The sequence below is a fragment of the Comamonas halotolerans genome (genome assembly GCF_030162935.1).
Classification (GTDB): Bacteria; Pseudomonadota; Gammaproteobacteria; order Burkholderiales; family Burkholderiaceae_C; genus Comamonas; species Comamonas halotolerans.
This window is the reverse complement of sequence record NZ_JASAUZ010000005.1, coordinates 17,920-37,169: the sequence shown is the minus strand read 5'-3', so window position 1 is coordinate 37,169 and position 19,250 is coordinate 17,920. Positions and strand designations below refer to the sequence as shown.

General features: G+C 59.2%; 13 protein-coding genes. 9 read left to right on the top strand and 4 right to left on the bottom strand.

What is annotated here, in order from left to right:
- The first annotated feature begins 35 nt into the window (after nt 1-35).
- From QEP11_RS05190 to QEP11_RS05180, 3 genes are read left to right on the top strand one after another with little or no spacing between them, the layout of a single operon-like run.
- A complete protein-coding gene (locus tag QEP11_RS05190) occupies nt 36-1,505 on the top strand; it encodes a di-heme oxidoreductase family protein (RefSeq protein WP_284335575.1) in 1,470 nt (489 codons plus the stop codon).
- Nucleotides 1,505-2,503, top strand: a complete 999-nt coding sequence (locus QEP11_RS05185; RefSeq protein WP_284335574.1) for an imelysin family protein — start codon at nt 1,505-1,507, stop codon at nt 2,501-2,503. The genes QEP11_RS05190 and QEP11_RS05185 overlap by 1 nt, the downstream gene beginning before the upstream one ends.
- A gap of 4 nt (nt 2,504-2,507) precedes the next feature.
- Entirely contained in the window at nt 2,508-3,641 is a 1,134-nt protein-coding gene (locus QEP11_RS05180; protein WP_284335573.1) for a DUF1513 domain-containing protein, read from the top strand.
- Between the two features lie 96 nt (nt 3,642-3,737).
- Here QEP11_RS05180 and QEP11_RS05175 read toward each other — a convergent pair whose 3' ends face one another.
- Together QEP11_RS05175 and QEP11_RS05170 are read right to left on the bottom strand one after the other, a co-directional pair.
- Nucleotides 3,738-4,952 carry a cytochrome-c peroxidase gene (locus tag QEP11_RS05175; protein WP_284335572.1) on the bottom strand — a complete coding sequence of 405 codons (1,215 nt, stop codon included), beginning with the start codon at nt 4,950-4,952 and terminating at the stop codon, nt 3,738-3,740.
- 93 nt (nt 4,953-5,045) lie between these two features.
- Entirely contained in the window at nt 5,046-7,514 is a 2,469-nt protein-coding gene (locus QEP11_RS05170) for a TonB-dependent receptor plug domain-containing protein (protein ID WP_284335571.1), read from the bottom strand.
- 146 nt (nt 7,515-7,660) lie between these two features.
- Here QEP11_RS05170 and QEP11_RS05165 point away from each other — a divergent pair, with 146 nt between their 5' ends.
- Entirely contained in the window at nt 7,661-8,332 is a 672-nt protein-coding gene (locus QEP11_RS05165; protein ID WP_284335629.1) for a histidine phosphatase family protein, read from the top strand.
- 100 nt (nt 8,333-8,432) lie between these two features.
- Nucleotides 8,433-9,062, top strand: coding sequence for a hypothetical protein (locus QEP11_RS05160; protein ID WP_284335570.1), 630 nt, complete (start codon nt 8,433-8,435; stop codon nt 9,060-9,062).
- Here QEP11_RS05160 and QEP11_RS05155 read toward each other — a convergent pair.
- Complete coding sequence (locus QEP11_RS05155; RefSeq protein ID WP_284335569.1) at nt 9,041-9,940, bottom strand: creatininase family protein; 900 nt, start codon at nt 9,938-9,940, stop codon at nt 9,041-9,043. The two genes, QEP11_RS05160 and QEP11_RS05155, sit on opposite strands and share 22 nt — an antisense overlap.
- Before the next feature lie 58 nt (nt 9,941-9,998).
- On the opposite strand from QEP11_RS05155, the gene QEP11_RS05150 reads away from it, so the two are divergent.
- Together QEP11_RS05150 and QEP11_RS05145 are read left to right on the top strand one after the other, a co-directional pair.
- Nucleotides 9,999-11,492, top strand: a complete 1,494-nt coding sequence (locus QEP11_RS05150) for an MATE family efflux transporter (protein WP_284335568.1) — start codon at nt 9,999-10,001, stop codon at nt 11,490-11,492.
- A 60-nt stretch (nt 11,493-11,552) separates the two neighbouring features.
- Nucleotides 11,553-13,808 (top strand): protein-disulfide reductase DsbD family protein, encoded by a 2,256-nt coding sequence (locus QEP11_RS05145; protein WP_413788679.1) that lies wholly within the window; start codon nt 11,553-11,555, stop codon nt 13,806-13,808.
- 270 nt (nt 13,809-14,078) lie between these two features.
- Here the strand turns inward: QEP11_RS05145 and gltS are convergent, their stop codons facing one another.
- Nucleotides 14,079-15,305, bottom strand: coding sequence for a sodium/glutamate symporter (gltS, locus tag QEP11_RS05140; RefSeq protein ID WP_284335567.1), 1,227 nt, complete (start codon nt 15,303-15,305; stop codon nt 14,079-14,081).
- Nucleotides 15,306-15,540: 235 nt separating this feature from the next.
- On the opposite strand from gltS, the gene hemE reads away from it, so the two are divergent.
- Nucleotides 15,541-16,656, top strand: a complete 1,116-nt coding sequence (gene hemE / locus QEP11_RS05135; protein ID WP_284335566.1) for a uroporphyrinogen decarboxylase — start codon at nt 15,541-15,543, stop codon at nt 16,654-16,656.
- A gap of 411 nt (nt 16,657-17,067) precedes the next feature.
- Entirely contained in the window at nt 17,068-19,230 is a 2,163-nt protein-coding gene (gene priA / locus QEP11_RS05130) for a replication restart helicase PriA (RefSeq protein WP_284335565.1), read from the top strand.
- The last annotated feature ends 20 nt before the right edge of the window (nt 19,231-19,250 follow it).

Genomic DNA, 19,250 nt, shown 5'->3' with positions numbered 1-19,250 from the left:
CAGCGGTGTAATTTTTTAGAATTTGTGAACGCGTTATGAAACCCTTGCAAACACTTGGCACCCTCTTCGCCTCTGCACTGGTTTTGGCCGCTTGTACCGCACAATCGACCTCCAGCCAAGCGACTTCCAGCGCCCCCAGCACCTTGTTCGATCGCCCTGCCCCCGATGCCCAGCCCGGCGGCAGCACAACCGTGTTCTCCAACGGTCGCAATGCGTTCTCTTTGCCTGCAGCCAACCTGAGCGATGCTGAGCGCACACGCTTTGTGATTGGCAACTCCTTCTTCAAGCGCAACTGGGTGCAAGCGCCTGCATCCACCAGTGCACGCGATGGTCTGGGCCCACACTTTCTGGCCCGCTCGTGCGGCGGCTGCCATGCACAGGATGGCCGTGCCCAGCCACCAGACTTTCACAACCCGCTGGCTCCACAGCCCTTTGCGGGCTTGCTGATTCGTTTGTCCGTCCCCGGCACCGATGCCCATGGCGGCCCCAAGCACGAGCCGGTCTATGGTGACCAGTTCAACACCATGGGCGTCAACGGCGTCAAAGGTGAAGGCACGCTGACGCTCAGCTATGAAAGCATTGCTGGCCAATATGCCGATGGCAGCCCCTACACTCTGGAAAAACCCATCTATCACTTCTCGGATCTGGGCTACGGCCCCATGGCTGCCGACGTGATGTTCAGCCCCCGTATTGCGCCGCAGGTGATCGGCCTGGGTTTGCTGGAAGCCATTGCAGAAGCCGACATCCTGGCCAACGCCCAGGCTCAGGCTGCTACTGCGGGCCCCATCAAAGGCCAGCCCAACCATGTATGGGATGCCTATGCCCAGCGCATGATGCTGGGGCGCTTTGGCTGGAAGGCCAACGTTGCCAGCGTGGCGCACCAATCGGCCGCTGCCTTCCAGGGGGATATCGGCATCACCTCCAAGCGCTTTCCCAAGCAGACCTGCACACCCAGCCAGAAAGATTGCCTGCAAGCGCCCAATGGCAATGCCAAGGGCCATGCTGGTGTCGAGATTGAAGACCATGTGCTCGACGAAGTGATTTTTTATCAGTCCACACTGGCCCCCCCGGCACGCCGCAACAGCCAGGATGCCCAGGTGCTGCGTGGTGAATCGCTGTTCCATGCTGCGCAATGCGCGCAGTGCCACCGCCCCAGCTACAGGACAGGTGCCGTGCTGTTCCCCAGCCTGAGCAGCCAGGCACTGAGCGGGCAGGACATCACGCCTTACACCGACTTGCTGCTGCATGACATGGGCGAAGCCCTGGCCGATGGCCGCCCGGACTTTGCTGCCAATGGCCGTCAGTGGCGCACGCCACCGCTGTGGGGTATTGGACTGCTGCCAGCCGTGAACGACCACCAGCGTCTGCTGCACGATGGCCGTGCCCGCGGTGTCGCTGAGGCCATCCTGTGGCACGGAGGCGAAGCCGAGCAAGCCCGGGAACAATTCCGCCACATGCCTGTGCAAGACCGCGCAGCCCTGGTTCAATTTGTGGAATCTCTGTAATGCGTTCTCTCACTGCTTCTCTTGGATTGACACTGCTGCTGGCGGCAGCCAGCGTGCATGCTGCCACGCCCACACCGCCACTGACCTCTGGCGCAGCGGCGCAAAGACTGTACGCGCAGTGGTTTGTGCCGCAATCGGCCAAGGCCAGGACCTCGGCAGAACAATTGCACCAGCAGCTGCAGCAATACTGCGCAGGACGCAGCAGCCTGGAGCAGGCTCGCGCACAGTTCGCCCAGGCCAGCCAGGATTGGGAGCGCCTGTCCGCGCTTGCCATGGGCCCTCAGATCGAACGCCGCACCGCTCGCATGGTGGACTTTCAGCCCATGCGCCCGCAATTGCTCCAGGCTGCTCTGCGCAAAGCCCCCAAGAACCTGGCCGCCATGGAAACCATTGGCGCTCCAGCCAAAGGCTTCCCCGTGGCCGAGCACCTGCTGTGGGCGGATGTTGCACAGGCTGGCACCCCTGCTTGCCACTACGCCTCCTTGGTCGCTGCAGACCTGGCACAGGAACTGCGCGCCTTGCACCAGGCCAATCTCGCAGCCAGCCAGTTCACACAGCTTGACTTTGACAGCACAGCTGAGTTCATCAACCAGTGGGTAGGCGGACTAGAAAGACTGCGCTGGCAGTCCATGGAAAAGCCGCTGCGCAGTGCCAGCAGCAAGCCAGCACAGCTCACACGCGCTGCCAGCCAAGGCACCTTGGCCAGTTGGCAGGCCCAGTGGAGCGCACTGCGCAGCCTGACAGTGGGAGAGGGCCAGCAGCCCGAACAAGTCAGCATTGCGCGCCTGGTGGAAGTGCAAGGCTGGGAGCGTCTGGCCCAGGAAGTGCGCGAGGCCACTCAGAAAGTCGATAGCGCCATGCAAGCCATCCAGGCACCTGACCTCGACAACATCACCGCCGCCAGCAAAGCCCTGAACCAACTCAAGCACCTCGTGGAAAACGATGTGGCAATGGCCCTGGATATCAGCATCGGTTTTTCTGACGCCGACGGCGACTAAGCCCATGCAGCACAACCGCCGACAATGGCTGCAAGGCATGGCCTTGCTGGCATGCACCCCGTTGCGCAGCTGGGCCGCACACCCTGCTGCTCCACAATTTGCCGCCGCTTGGTCGGTCGGCCCCGAGCTGCATGTCGGGGTGGTGCAACTGCCTGCATCCGCAGATGCACCGCTGCACATCGTGCATGCACATGCTGTGCCCACCCGTGCGCACGGCATGACGCAACTGGCCGATGGCAGCTTGCTGTTTGCCAGCCGCCGCCCTGGCGACTGGCTGCTGCGCGTTCGCCCCGACGGCAGCGAGCAGTGGCACTGGATTGAACCTGACCGTGCTTTCAACGGCCATGTGATTGCCAGCCACGACGGCAAGCTCCTCTACACCACCGAAACCGATCTGGCAGACAGCCAGGGCCTGATCGGCGTGCGCGACGCTAACAGCCTGGAAAAAATCTCCGAATGGCGCACCGCAGGCATGGACCCTCACCAGTTGCTGCTTGACCGGGACGGCAGCCTGATGGTGGCCAATGGCGGCATTTCCACACAGCCCGAAACCGGGCGCCGCAAGCTCAAGCTCACGCATATGGACTCCTCCATCGTGCGGCTCAACCCGCCCGATCAGGGAGCCATCACCGGGCAGTGGCGCCTGGCGGATCCACGCCTGAGCCTGCGCCATCTGGCCTGGGGTCCTGCTGTGGCATGGAGCCGTGAGCAACGCTGGCTGGGGATTGCCTTACAGGCAGAACACGACACTGCAGAGCAAAAGCAGCAGGCCCCGGTCTTGGCCTTGTTTGATGGTGAGCGCCTGCATGCAGCCCCCCTGCCTTCGGGCGCGGAATGGCAAGGCTATGGGGGCGATATCAGCTGCCACACGCAGCACTTTGCTGTCAGCTGTCCCCGCGCCGATCTGCTCACCTGGTGGCAGCCACCACAGGAGCCTGGAGCCATGGCGCAATGCCTGCGCCAGGACGGCCAGCAAGGCGTGTATTGCATCAGCAACGACAGCGTGCTTCACCCCTTGCAACCCGATCACTCACAACTATGGACCGGCGGAGTCCAGCAAGTCCGGCACTGGCCCCAAGGCTCCGCCGTGGCCAGCAGCGCCATATTGGCGCTGGACAACCACTGGGTGCGCCTTTAACGGCTTGCACTTGTACTTGCTCTTTCCCTTGCACAAAGAAAAAAGCCGGTCTTGCAACAAAACTGGCGTCCGTTGCACTCCCCCGAAAGGCTGCGGCTACAGCAGACGCAGCCACTCCACCAAGGCATCAATCTCTTCGGCATTCAGATTGATAGCCTTCATATGCGGCGATTTGGGCGGAATAAAGGGGTCTTTCTTCGGGTCGCCCGCCACGACTCCCATACCCACGTTGTACAGCCGCATGAGGCCATGCATGTCGGGGAACAGGCCGTTATGCATCCAGGGCCCCGCATGGATCACACCGCGCAGGCTTGGGGTGCGGAACTTGCCCAGGTCTTCCTTGTTGCGCGTGGCTTCAAAACGCCCCAAGTCCTGGTTGCGGCGGCTGTAGAACGACAGGCCAATATCGTGGAACTCGTTGTCTGTCAGCAAAGGCCCGCTGTGGCAGTTCATGCAACGCGCCTTGGTGCGAAACAGGTGCAGCCCCAGCAATTGCTGGTCGGTGAGCACCTGGGGATCACCGGCAATCACCTGATCGGCCACTGACTTGGGAGGACGCACCGTGCGCACAAAGCTGGACAAGGCTCCCACCATGTCATCCACCGTGATCGCGCTCACCCCATAGGCTGTCTGCATGAGCGTCTGGTACTGCGGCTGCGCATTGACGTGCGCCAGCGCCGCTTCCAGCGTGTTGTTCATCTCGAATGGGTTCTGAATCGAGCCCTTGGACTGTTCTTCCAGCGAAGCTGCACGCCCATCCCAGAACAACCTATCGGCAAACGGTGCGGCAAACAGTGTTTGCGCACGGCGGCGACCCATGAGTTTGTCCTCGCCCACACTCAAAGCCAGTCCGTCACCAAACGATTTGTCAGCCTGGTGGCAGGAGGCACAGGCAACTTCGCCTTTGCGCGAAAGTCCGGGGTCAAAAAACAATGCTGCGCCCAGTGCACGCTGCGCTTCCTGCTGACTATTTTCTGGAGGCAGCATTGCTGGGACAGGAGCCATCTCCCGCCAGGCCTTGTCTGCATCCACTGCAGGATGCGGCCATTGCGCGGGATCTCCCTGGTATTTTTCACGCAAACAGCTTGCGCTCCAGCCCTGGGGCTGACCGCACTCAAACGCCTGGTTGTCGACAGAGTCCAGCAACCGCGCAATTGCCGTATTGGGCCTGGATTCTTTGGCCAGCTTGGTTGTGGCATTGGCTTGCACACGCACAGTCTGCGCACTGGCAACTGCAGCCACCGATAACAATGCGGCGCAGCCCAAAAAGTGCCATAGGCGCGGGGAATGCTTGGCGGAACTCAATCTCATGGTGATGCTTTGAACGTAAGAAGCGCAGCCATTGTCATAACTGCGCAGCATGCTGCAAGGTGCACCAGATCAAAGCCGGCGCACTGATTCAACTTAAAACTCGTAACCTACGCGCAAGGTGGCCTGGCGCCCTTTTTCAAACAGGTAGCCATCGTCATAGCTGTTCGCGTTGCTGCGGTTGAAAACATTCTCCAGAGTCAACTCGGCGCTGAGACTGCTGCCATGCGACAGCGGCCATACCTTGGAAACTCGCACATCAAAGTTGATGGTCTTGGGCATGTAGACATTGGCCCACTTCTTGTAGCCCCCATCACCTGTGCCCGTCTCCATTTGTTTCTCGTAGGACTTGCGAATACGCACGATACCGTCCAGGCGCACACCGCTGCCCTGGAACGTGGTACTGGACATCAAGCGCAATGTCCATGGACGGCGGTAGTTGTCGGCAGGCAGGTCAGACTTCATGACCAGCTTGTCCTGGTACCAGACCATCAGCGCTGTATCGCTCGCACCCATGAAGTTGCTTTCATTCCAGTCTGCAATATTGGATTTGCGTGTGGAGTAATCAAACACTGCCGCAAAGTGGGTCGCAGAAGACTTGAACTTGACGGGCTCCACTGTTTCGAATTCGATGGCATACGTGTTGGCACGGCTGCTGCCAACGTTGCCCCAGTTCAGACCACCACCCGAGCGCCCCACCTCATCTTCACCCGCTCGGTGCACGTACTTGAACTTCCACAAGGTATTGCCAAACGCTTGCGCATAGCCCAGTGACAACTCATCCGCATACGGGGTGCGCAATTTTCCAAATTGAGTTGGGATGGCCCTGTCCTCCACCGTGGACCACGGCGTGATTTCACCATTGCTCAGCGTGCGGTATTCGTAGCCGGAGTTGAGCGCTGTTTTCTTGTCATAGATGCGGTACATCTTGAGCGTCTGGCCGTAGTAACGGTTCAGTCCCAGGCTGAGCAGACCGCCTTGCTCCAAGCGGTAGCCCATATTGAAACGCGGCGCCAAAGTCACCTCCTCCGCATCCGAGAAGCGCTCTGCGCGCAAGCCCAGATTGACGTTCCAACGCTTCCAGTTGATTTCGTCCTGCACATAAAGAGCGAAGTAGTCCACCTGGTAATCAAAACTGCCGGCGCGATATTTGTTGCGCAAATTCAAAAACTGCCCGCTTGCTCCGTCCAGCGAACACTGCGCTGTATCCACACCACCACCCACCAGATTGCACGTGTTGGTACTGGCGTTGAGTGGCACTCCCGGAATGGTGTTTTTGTTGTTGGAGGTCTGGTAGTTGTAATGCTGGGTCAGCCGCTCATAGCTGAATTGGTTGTGCTCGTATTCCGCACCCACTTTCAGCCTGTGGGTGGCGCCCGCAATCTGGCGTTCCATCAGGTCCACATCCAGCTTGTAGCCCAGCACGTTTTCCTTTTGCTCCACGTCGCCGGTACCGCCCTCCGTCGCACTGTTTCGCCCCCAATTCTTGTCTGCGCTTTTGAACCAGAATTTTTTGTCGGCAAAGTCTGAGGTCTTGGAGGACTCCAGGCTACGGTAGCTCAGCCTGTGCTTGAGCACAGACTCTCCCACCTCGTGCGACAGACCCAAAGACGTGCTCAAACCGCCGCTTCGATTTTGGTAGCCACTGTCTTTCTGGTCTGCCACAAACATGTCGGACGTATTGGGCATGTAGGCAATCGACGCATCCGCCTTTGCGCCACCACCGAGATCAAAAAAGCCCTTGAGGTAGTAGTTGTCGATTTGATGGTGCACATCTTTTTCGAAAGAGTCGGCTGGACTGCTAAAACCCTTGGCATAAGCGCGCAAGGGAATGGTGGACTGTTTGCGGGAAAAAGAACCCACCAAGCCCACGCGGTCGCTGACCTGTGCTTCAAAGTTGGAGCGCAGCGTCCACTTCTCGAACGCATTCTGCTTGCTCACATCGGCAGACTCAACGTTGTCGCCATTCTTCTCCAGCCACTTGGAAGAACTGTGCTCCAGCGAAATTCCCCCGCCAAACTTCTTGCGCGGCGCACAAACTTCCGCCTCGACCACGCCACCCACAAAGCGCCCGTATTCAGCGCTCACGTTGGAGTCCAGCACTGTCAGCTTGCACAGCATGCTGGTATCCACCGCCAAACCCTGGGACTGATCGACCTCAGGCGTGTCCGTCACTGTGCCCGGGCCCTTTACGCCGCCCGAGATGCTGGAGGTCATGGACGCTCCATCCAGCAAAAACAGGTTGTCGTAGAACTTGGCCCCATGGATGCTGATGTTGGCTGGCGCAATATTGCCGACGGTATCCGCACTCAGTTGCGCATCGTCAAACTGCACACTTCCATTGCGAATCAGCAAGCTGCCAATATCTCCATTGCCACCTGGAGTGGCAGAAATGGTGCTTCTGTCGTAAGTGGTTTGCCCCAGATTGTTCTGAATTTTTTCAGCACGCACGCTGGTTTCAGGCAGCTGCGTTTCACGCTCCTGCTCTTGCGCTTGGCCCTGAGCGCACACCAACATCATTACAGCCACAGCAGCGCAGCGAGACCTTGCACTTTTAGACGACATACCAGATTAAGTTTTGAGAGAACATGCAGTAACGCAACAAAACCGATAATGATAACGATTTCTATTAACAGTATTTTCTTAAGCGCCATACGAATCGGGTCGCGCAGAAGACAAGTGACTGCATGCAGACGCCCAAAAATACGCGCATGGGAACCATCTACCTTGTACGCCACGGTCAGGCATCGTTCGGGGCCGACAACTATGACCAGCTCAGCGCCATTGGCGCCCAGCAAGCGCAGCAGCTTGGCCGCTACTGGCATGCACGTGGTCAAAGTTTCGATGCGGTCTATACCGGCACGCTCAAGCGTCACCTGCAAACGCTCGACGAAATTTGCGCAACGCTGCCTGGTTTGCCACCGGCCCAGGCACTCCCATCGCTGAATGAATATGACAGCCATGCCCTGATACGCTGTGTGCGCTCAGAGCCCCTGGGACCTGTGGATACCCCGGAGACCTACCGCGCGCATTTCCGTCTTTTGTGCGATGCCATTGCGCAATGGATGTCGGGTGTGATCAGCCCGGAGGGCATGCCCACCTGGGAAGCGTTTTCTGACGGCGTGCGTCATGCCCTGGAACAAATCCGTCACCAGCACTCAGCGGGACAAGTGTTGGTCGTCAGCAGCGGCGGTCCGATCTCTACGGCTGCGGGATTGGTTCTTGGCACTGCGCCCGAGGTATCGATTGCCTTGAACATGCGCATCCGCAACACGGCCGTCACCGAGCTGAGCATGAGTCCCAAGCGCCTCATGCTGCAAACGTTCAACACACTCAGCCATCTGGATGAGCATCCCAGCCAGAACTGGGTGACGTTTGCATAACGCAGGCAAACGCGCTGCTTTCTGACACGTGGCAGCGCACTCTCTTTCCAGGGTGTACAACACGCTCAGGCTAAAAACATTTCAGCCTTTGGGAGCGTTTATGTTTTCTCCATGTACTGATGATGGCCTGGAGCCCCAACTGTCTGTGGCAGACATGTTGTCTCTGCGCACCTGGCTGGGCGAAGCCGTCCAGGCCCACCAAGCGATTGCCATGCTGGATTTGGGCAAGCAGCGCAGCCGCCTGCTGATCAGCGAAGGTGAAAGCGGGCATCCGCAGCCCGTGTTTCATCACATGCAACTGGGTGTGGATTTGCTCGCCACGCGTACCTTTAAACGCCATATGCCTAATGAAGCGCAACTGGAGCAAGGCATCATGCTCGTGGAAGATGCAGTCATGCCTGTTGCGCGCCTCATTCCAGCCAGCAATATATTCGTCACACGTGATCCGTACTTGCTGGCAGTGGGTCAGCAAGCCTTGGGCGTTCCGGATTTGCAGTCCATCTTGAACGAAACAGGCCGCCTGCCCGTGCTTAGCCGGGAAGCCGTTGAGTCATTGTTCGACCAACTTGCACGTCAGGCCGTATATCCACAAATCCCATTGGGAGACCTCCCGCAATCGGCGCCCTGGGCCGCTGCGTTGCTGATCTTGCGTGAAATTCTGCACCACTGGCAGTTGGGGGCCATTCGTTTGCTCCCCAGCTTTCCAGATTACGCCCCGCCCAGAGGTTGAGGCGCAGCACCCACAGTATCGACTCGCAAGGCGTGGATTTCTTCACACAAGCGCGCCAGACTGGCGGCGGCACCATCCACCAGCGCCTTGCCACGCTGTGCATCCGCCGCTGCGGCATTGCCCGCCGCGCCAACAGGGTTGTAGTCCTGCATGGCCCAGCCCAGTTTGGCGCTCTTTCCATTGCCCAAAATAGGATAACGCTGCGCACGCTCCTGAGAGGTGCTGGCAAAGTTTTGCGCATGCTCCATGCGCACCCATTCAGGGGCCAAGTGAAGCATCATGGAGGTTTCGGTTTCCCCTCCATGCACGCCAAACCGATGTTCATGCGCGCTGAACGCCTCGTTCACACCTGCGGGCTGCGGCAGGTTGAACCAGCTGCAGTGGTAGACCAGCAAACCACACTGCACACGTAACTGACGCGCCACGATGTCCATGCTGCTGACATTGCCGCCATGCGCATTGAAGATCAGCAGTTTTTTCACCCCTGCTCTGGCCACACAGGCACCCAGCTCTGTCCATAGCGCCAGCAAGGTGCTGGGCGACAAGCCCAATGTGCCCGCATAGTCCTGGTGCTCCAGGCTGAGGCCAATGGCCTGTGTGGGCAGAGCCAGCACTGGCACATCGACCGCAATCTGTGCCAGCGCAGCATCCAGAATGCCATCAGTGAGTGCCGTGTCCACACTCAGTGGCAGATGGGGGCCATGCTGCTCAATGGCGCCCACGGGCAGCACCGCCACCGTCTGCGCCGCCAGACCGCTGCGCTGCGCCAGCGCAAAATCACGCGCGCTCACCTGCGCCCAGCGCCGGGCTGGCCATACGCGCAATGCGGGGTGACCGGTAAGATCGTTCGAGGAAGTAGCAGAATGGTTTTGGCACATGCTGCAATCTTAGGCGCTGTCCGGCAGACTTTCATCCCACCCTCACCACAATCCCTGCATGTCATCCCCTACCCGAGATCTGACCCAAGGGCCGATCGCCCGTACTTTGCTGGTGTTTTCCTTGCCCATTCTGGCAGGCAATGTGCTGCAGTCACTCAATGGCTCGGTCAACGCCGTGTGGGTAGGCAAATACCTGGGCGAAGCGGCCCTGACTGCCACCGCCAATGCCAATATCATCATGTTTTTGCTGATCGGTCTGGTGTTTGGCGTGGGCATGGCAGCCACCATTTTGGTAGCCCAAAGCATGGGCGCCAAAAACATGCTCCAAGCACGTACAGTGATTGGATCCAGCGCTACTTTTTTTGGGGCAGTGTCCGCGCTTATCGCCTTGGTAGGCTATCCGCTGTCACGCCACATCCTGCAGTGGATGGGAACGCCCGATGCAGCTTTACCCTTGGCCGAGAGCTATTTGCGCGTCATTTTTCTGGCCATGCCGCTGCTGTATCTGTTTGCGTTCGTTTCTGCCATCTTGCGTGGCGCAGGCGATACGCGAACTCCCTTCGTTTTCTTGTTGCTGGTGGTGGTGCTGGACGTCATCCTCAACCCGGTGCTGATTTTTGGCCTGGGACCTTTTCCGCAGATGGGCATCACAGGTGCGGCCATGGCTACCCTGGTGTCCAACGCCATCAGCTTTGTCGCCATGTTGCTGTGGCTGTACGGGCGCAAGCATCCGTTATGGATTGGGAGCCATGAACTGCACTTCTTTGTTCCGCAGGCGCGCATCATTCGTGCCTTGGTAGTCAAAGGCCTGCCGATGGGCGCACAGATGGTGATGATCTCTCTGGCCATGCTGATGGTGATGACCATGGTGAACAGCTATGGCGTAGAGACATCGTCGGCCTACAGTGCGGCCCTGCAACTGTGGACCTATGTCCAAATGCCCGCCATGGCCATTGGTGCCGCATGTTCCACGATGGCAGCACAGAACGTAGGCGCTGCTCAGTGGCGCCGTGTGGATGGCACAGCCAGAGCCGGGGTGCTGTGCAATGTGCTGATGACTGGCGCGCTAACTGCGATCATCTTGCTGCTGGACCGTTATGTATTGGGTCTGTTCCTGCCCTCAGGCAGCGACGCACTGGAGGCGGCACGCCATCTCAACCACATTGCCGTGGCCTCTTTCCTGTTCTTTGGCGTGACCTTTGTCCTGTCAGGCGTGGTGCGCTCTACCGGCGCAGTCATTCCCCCGCTGATCATTTTGGGGATTGCGCTGTGGGGCGTTCGCGTACCCGTAGCCAAGTGGCTGCAACCCTGGCTTGGTGTGGATGCCATCTGGTGGAGTTTCCCGGCCAGTTCGATTTGCGCCATGTTGATGAGCCTTGGCTATTACCGTTGGGGCCGCTGGCGCGAGGCCAGAATGCTGGGCAAGAGTGGCGAAAATGAAGAAACCGTGGCGACTCCCGCAGAAGTGATGGGCCAGCCTCCGGCGCCGGTCTGTGCGTTGCGTCAACGTTTATCGCCACAAACACCGGCCACGGCAGCAGACTCCACCTGAAATCCCTGCATATCAACGTCGGCAGGAACCACAATACGGTTTCTGCCTCCAAGCTCTGTCATGCCGATTTCAGCCCATCTCTTCTTCCGCCGCTTTTTCCTGCAACACTTGCCCCAATGGCTGGGTCTGATGCTATTGTTTTGCGCTTGGTTGCCATTGGCTGCCCATGCGCAAATTCAGCTCAAGCTGGGCAGCACCAGCACGGCGGTCTCCGACACCGTGGTCACTCCCCGCGTGCAGGCCCAGCTGGTGGCCTTGGCTCCTGATGGCATTGCGGCAGGCAAACCGTTGGAGTTGGGGCTGCGCATCCAGCACCAGCCAGAATGGCACACCTATTGGAAAAACGCAGGCGATTCGGGCCTGCCCACCCAGCTGGACTGGAAGTTGCCACAGGGCATGCAGGCGACTGACATCGACTGGCCCACACCGCAGCAAATCCGCGTGGGCGACATGCTCAACTACGGCTATGAAGGTACGGTGCTGCTGCCAGTTCCCGTCCAGGTGACAGATGCTTTCCAAGCAAACAGCGCCGGCACGACCACCATCCGCTTGCATGCATCCTGGCTGGTGTGCCGCGTGGAATGCATTCCCGAAGAGGGACAGTTCCAGCTGCAGTTGCCTGTCGACATGGCACACACGCTGTGGGCTGGCGCCTTTGCCAGTGCGCACGCACAAGCCCCGCAACAGCTCAACAGCGCCCAAGCGCAATTTACTACCCTGCCTGGCGGTGAACGTGTGGCCTTGCGCGTACAGGGCCTGCCTGCCACGGCACAAGGTCAAACCTTGGCCTTCTATCCCGAAGCGGCAGACACCTTCCATCACGCAGCGGTGCTTGGAAAGGATTGGACCCAGGCTTGGGAAGCCGATATCTGGACCGCTGAGCTGCCCCTATCCAGCATGCGTGGCGAAACACCCTCTGAATTGAGCTTTGTCGTTGGCCTGCCCGCATCAGGTGGCGACGTAGCCCATGCACCTCCCGCACAGGCATGGCGCATGATTGGCCCTGTGCAGGGTGCCTGGCAAGCTGCCGATGTGGCGCAAATCTCTCCGGCACTGGCCGCTGCACTGGCAGCCAACCAGCAAGCGACCCTGCCACCCGCGCAGCCCCATACCACCAGCGCAGGCCTGCTGATGGCGTTGCTGGGTGGCCTGATTGGAGGCTTGTTGCTGAACCTCATGCCCTGTGTCTTCCCGGTGCTGGCCATCAAGCTCATGGGATTTGCACGCCACGGTGCCGACGCCGCTGCGCAGCGCCGCAACGGCATGGCCTATGCAGCAGGTGTCATTTTGAGCTTTATGGCTTTGGGCGCGCTGCTGCTGACCTTGCGTGCCGCAGGCGAGCAACTGGGTTGGGGCTTCCAGTTGCAGTCACCCCTGGTTGTGGCGAGCCTGGCCGCGTTGTTCACCTTGATCGGCTTGAATTTGGCCGGCGTTTTCGAGCTGGCCCATGTGGTGCCGGATCGCATCGCCAATCTGCATGCACGCCACCCCCTGGGCGATGCTTTTATCTCAGGGGTGGTGGCAGTTGCCATCGCCTCGCCATGCACGGCCCCCTTCATGGGCGCTTCGCTGGGCTTCGCCGTCGGTATGCCCGCTGCGGAAGCATTGGCCGTGTTTGCTGCACTGGGCGTTGGCATGGCCTTGCCCTATGTGCTGGTGAGCTGGGTGCCCGCGCTGCTGCGCTGGCTGCCGCGCCCCGGCGCCTGGATGAACACCTTCCGTCGCGCCATGGCTTTCCCCATGTTCGCCACAGTGGTCTGGCTGGTCTGGGTCATTGGACAGCAAACCGGCATTGACGGCGCCGCCACCTTGCTGGCACTGCTGCTGTGTTTGGCAGCGCTGACCTGGACGCTGACACTCCAAGGCAAAACCCGGGTGGCGCTCAGCCTGCTGGTACTGGCCTTGGGGGCTTGGCTGACTTTCAGCGCCGGGCGCAATGTGACAGAGCCGACGCTCCAGGCTTCCAATGCCTCAGTCCCAGGCTGGGACCAATGGTCTGCCAACACCCAAACGGAGCTGCTGGCCCAGGGCCGCCCTGTGTTTGTGGACTACACCGCCGCGTGGTGCGTAACCTGCCAATACAACAAGCGCACCACCCTGGCAGATAAAGAAGTGCTGGACGCCTTTGCCCAGCGCAATGTGGCCTTGCTGCGTGCCGACTGGACACGCCGCGACCCAGCCATCACCGCCGCGCTTGCCCAGCTCGGTCGCAGCGGTGTCCCTGTGTATGTCCTGTTGGCACCAGGCAAAGCACCCGTGGTGTTGAGCGAACTGCTCAGCCAGCGCGAGGTGCTGGATGCGCTACAACAGCTGTAGCAACACACGCTGCACGTTCGATCCAAGGGCTTCCATGCAGATAGGCATTGAAGTCCCTTTTTTGTATTGCAGTGCACTGTCACATGGCAAGAAAAAGCCGCTGTGAATGCTTGGTTCACAGCGGCTTGGTATTGGCGTGGACCAAGGTGCGGAGCTTGCAGAGGGGTTCAACCAGCCTCTGCCCGCGTTTCTTCATCAGCCCACGAATGGTATTGTGCAAGTCCCAAATGACAGGCGTGTGACGCTGGCCGCGCTCTTTGAAGTACACCCTTAAATCAGCACCTGAATGATGAGCGCATTCACGATGTCAACAAAAAATCCGCACACCAGCGGCAACACGATGAAAGCACGGTGTGCGGCGCCATGGCTTTGCGCCACGGCAGTCATATTGGCCACGGCTGTGGCAGTTGACCCCAGCGCAATGCCACCAAACCCCGCAGTCATGACGACGGCCTCATAGTCTCTGCCCATGCAGCGGAAAACCACAAACAGCGCAAACAACGCTGTCATGGCAATTTGCAGCACCAGCACTGTCAGCACATAACCCATCACGCCCTGCAAGGCCCACAGCTGCAGCCCCATCAGGGCCATCGTCAGGAACATGCCCAGACAGATATCCGAAATCATCGACAAGCCCTGACGCATGCTGGACCAGTGGAAATGGCCCAATTTGCGCCGCTTGCGAGAAAGCATCCACTGTCCCAGGGTATTGCGCAAAATAATGCCTCCCATAAGACACCCCACAAACATGGGCAATTGCAGCCCTGCCTGATGGAACAGAGGTGTGATCACGCCACCAATCATCAGCGCCATGTTCAGCCACAACCACGCACGCAGCACGCCAAAATAGTCCAGCGTAACCACCAGTTGCTTGTTGGGCACGCCCACATCCAGCGGACGTGCGCCGCTACCGTGAATGGCGTGACGGCGCAGCAAATAGCTTGCCATCGGCCCACCAATGGTGCAGGCGGCAATCATGCCCACCATATTGCTGGCCATGCCCAGTTCCACCGCGTTGGCGATACCGAGCTTTTCGACAAAAATCGGCCCCCAAGCCAGCGTGGTGCCCACACCTCCGGTCAGAGAAATGGAGCCTGTCATCAGCCCGGCACGGGCATCCAGGCCAAACATCTGCGCCACCCCCATGCCCAACATGTTTTGCAGCACGATGAATACTGTCGCCAGCAGCACTAGCACCAGCAGCGGCTTACCGCCTTCTTTGAGTGTCATCAGATCGGCACGCAAGCCGATGGCGGCAAAAAAGTACAGCAACAAGGTATCGCGCACCTCAAGGTCAAACGAGATCTTGGTACCCAGCGCCAGATAGGCCAGCCCCACAACGCATGCACACAGGAAACCGCCCACCACAGGCTCTGGAATGCTGTAACGGCGCACTACGGCCCAATGCTCAGCCACCTTCTGTCCTGCAAAAAACAGCAAGATAGCCAAAGTGAAACTCTGGAAGGCTGGAATATGCAGGGTTTCGGGCAAGTTCACGGCAAGATTGTGGATTGCTGCTAAGGGGAACAGTCGGCGATTGTGCATGAAGCGACTTGCACGGCCAAAACACATGCTCTTGCGCTGTATCAGGACAATGGCAGCTATAGCCTCCGCCTTGCCCTTGATCCAAGGCAAGTTGAACCCCATCCGTTAAACTGGTCAGTTCCCAAGAGCCGAGCTGCAGTCCCCAAGCCTTTCGCTGCCGGGCAAGCCCTTTCTAAGTGTGAGCGCCATGTCTTTTGCCCCCCTTTTGAACGACACTTTCCTGCGTGCCTGCCGCCGTCAGGCCACCGACTACACACCGCTGTGGCTAATGCGACAGGCTGGCCGCTACCTGCCTGAATACAAAGCCACGCGCTCCAAGGCCGGTAGTTTTATGGGGCTGGCAACCAATGTGGACTACGCCACGGAAGTCACGCTGCAGCCGCTGGAACGCTTCCCCCTGGATGCAGCCATTTTGTTCAGCGACATCCTGACCGTGCCTGATGCCATGGGCCTGGGGCTTTCGTTCGCAGAAGGTGAAGGTCCGCGTTTTGCCAAGGTCGTGCGCGACGAGGCTGCCGTGGCGGAATTGGCCGTCCCCGATATGGACAAGCTGCGCTATGTATTCGACGCAGTCACCAGTATTCGCAAGGCATTGAACGGACGTGTTCCGCTGATCGGCTTTTCCGGCAGCCCCTGGACGCTGGCTTGCTACATGGTGGAGGGCAAGGGCAGTGACGACTACCGCCTGGTTAAAAGCCTGATGTACAGCCGCCCTGATCTGATGCACAAGATTCTGGCGGTCAACGCTGACAGCGTGGCCACCTATCTCAATGCGCAGATTGATGCTGGCGCACAGGCTGTGATGATTTTTGACAGCTGGGGCGGCGTGCTCGCTGATGGCGCATTCCAGGAGTTCAGCCTGGCCTACACCAAGCGCGTACTGGCTCAGCTCAAACGCACCGGCGTGGATGGCACTGATGTTCCGCGGATCGTCTTCACCAAGGGCGGTGGCATCTGGCTGCCAGACATGAAGGACATCGACTGCGAAGTGCTGGGCCTGGACTGGACCGCCAACCTGGGGCACGCCCGTGCCATCGTTGGTGGCGAGGTTGGTGGCGCCGGCAAGGCCCTGCAAGGCAATATTGATCCGAATGTTTTGTTTGCTCCGCCAGAGCAGATCGCCATGCAGGCACGCGCCGTGCTGGACAGCTTTGGCAGGCCCCATACCGACCCCACCACGAACGGCCCTACTCATATTTTCAACCTCGGTCATGGCATCAGCCAGTTCACACCGCCTGAGCATGTGGCGGCCCTGGTTGAAGCAGTGCATAGCTACTCGCGCCAGCTACGCCAGGGGGTATAAGGCGCAACACATTAATGAGTGCTCGCTCACATCCACCCGCAGTCACTGGACTGCGGGCTGTTTCTTTTTCGCCCCAAAAAAGCAATAAAAATCGCGCAAAAAACTACAAAATCGCGTAACCCAAACCCATCATTTCTTTAATTTTCTCCACTTGACACGCTTTGATTTTTGGACTTATGCACAACTTGGAGCTTGCGGGGAGCTGATTCAAGAATAAACAAGGCTATAGCAAAAAAACACGAGGGAATGTAGCAAGTCATTGTTTTTATTCAATTAATTTCATGACAAGTCTGTCACATCAAAATAAAAGCTTGAATGTGCTGTTTGAGCCACGTTGGCTGTGGTAGACAATCCCCACAAAGTTATCCACAGAAAATTGAATAAATAGCGCTATCGCTATATCTGACGCCCATGCCCGAGTCGGCTACAACATCTCACATCGTTCATGTGGCAGTCCACACCCCGGTTCACAGCGGTGTTGGGACCCCACTGAGCTATGTCTCACCCACGCCACTCACAAGTGGAACCTTGGTGCGTGTCCCCCTGGGCACCCGCCATTTGCTGGGGGTCGTATGGGATGCGCCTAAGGAAGAAGCGCCACTGCCCGAGCGGGCCAAGCTGCGTGCAGTAGAGGCCGTCATGGAGGGGCTGCCGCCTTTGGATCCGCAATGGCAGCGCCTGGTTTCCTTTGCTGCACGCTACTATCAGCGTAGCGTGGGCGAAATCGCCATGGCAGGCCTGCCACCTGCCCTGCGTGACATGAGCGCCGAACAGCTGGCCAAGCGTCTACAGCCGCCCAAACCCAGGAAGTTGAGCAAGAAAGCTGCTGCTGCTTTGACCGCAGCAGAGCAGGCCGCCCCCGCTGTGCTGCCTCCTCAGACACTGGTGACCTTGAGCCACGAACAGCAAGACGTCTGCCGGCTAATCGAACAGGAGCCTGGCCCTTTCCTGCTCTATGGCAGCACCGGCAGCGGTAAAACCGAGGTCTATATGCGCGTGGTGCAGCAGGTGCTGGATGCGTCCCCGCACGCACAGGCCTTGGTGATGGTGCCGGAAATCAATCTCACCCCCCAGTTGCAAGAGCGCTTCGAGGCGCGCTTTGCCCCCATGTACGGCACACAGGCCGTGGTCAGCATGCACAGTGGCATGACCGATGTGCAGCGCCTCAAAAGCTGGCTGGCCGCGCACACCGGGCAGGCGCGCATTGTGCTGGGCACGCGCATGGCGGTATTTGCCAGCCTGCCGGGGCTGAAAGTCATCGTCGTCGATGAAGAACACGACCCCAGCTACAAGCAGCAAGAAGGTGCTCGCTATTCGGCACGCGATCTGGCACTGTGGCGCGGTCACAGTGGCTCGGCCAAAGTGATTTTGGGCAGCGCCACTCCATCGCTGGAAAGCTGGCACGCCAGTGATCCTTCCGTAGGCCGCTATCTGCGGCTGCACATGCCCAGCCGCATTGGCGCAGGAGAGCTTCCGCACGTGCGACTGGTAGACATGACGCAGCAACCCAAGAAAACCGTGTTTTCACAGCCGCTGCTCAAGGCCATCACCGAGCGCATTCAGCGCGGTGAGCAGAGTCTGATCTTGCTCAACCGTCGAGGGTTTGCCCCTGTGCTGTTTTGCGCGGACTGCAATTGGAAGAGTGATTGCCCACACTGCAGTGCGCACCAGGTTTTTCACAAAAGCGACCGCAGCCTGCGCTGCCACCATTGCGGCTACAGCCAGCGCGTTCCCCATGCATGCCCCGAATGCGGCAATCCCGACATCCTGCCTCTGGGCAAAGGCACGGAGCAGCTTGAGGAAGAGCTGGATCGCCTGTTGCGCAATGTGCAGCGCCCGGACGGCAATCCGGCCCGCGTTGCACGCATTGATGCGGACACTACCAAGCTCAAAGGTGCGCTGCAAGCACAGCTGGCAAAGGTACACAGCGGCGAGGTTGATGTACTGGTGGGCACACAGATGGTGGCCAAAGGCCATGACTTTCGCCGCATCACCCTGGTGGCGGCCGTGCAGCCAGATGGCGCCCTTTTCTCCAGCGACTTCCGGGCCCCTGAGCGCCTGTTCTGCCTGTTGATGCAAGCTGCGGGCCGCGCGGGCCGCGATGCCACCTATATCAACCAGCAGGGCAGCCCGGCGGAGATGTGGATACAGACTTTTGATCCGCAGCACAGCGTGTTTGCAGCGCTGCGCCAGCATGACTACCCTGCTTTTGCGGCTCAGCAGTTGCGCGAACGTCAGGATGCTGGCATGCCACCCTTTGCGTTCCAGGCGCTGGTGCGGGCTGACGCCAAAACACAGGATGCCGCGCAGGCTTTTTTACGCGCAGCTACCGACGCAGCCCACCAGTGCCAGTTGCCGAACCTGGCAGACGTTTTCATCTACCCTCCCATTCCCATGGCCGTGCAGCGCGTAGCCAATGTCGAGCGCGCGCAAATGCTGATTGAGGCGCAAGACCGCCGTGCACTGCAAAGATTTTTGCACGCCTGGCAGCCATGGTTGCATTGGGTCCGCGGTCAACCCCAGCATAAAGGCATCGTGCGCTGGCTGGTGGATGTGGATCCGCTCTCGTTGTGAAAAGCGCTTTTCAGGTCGCC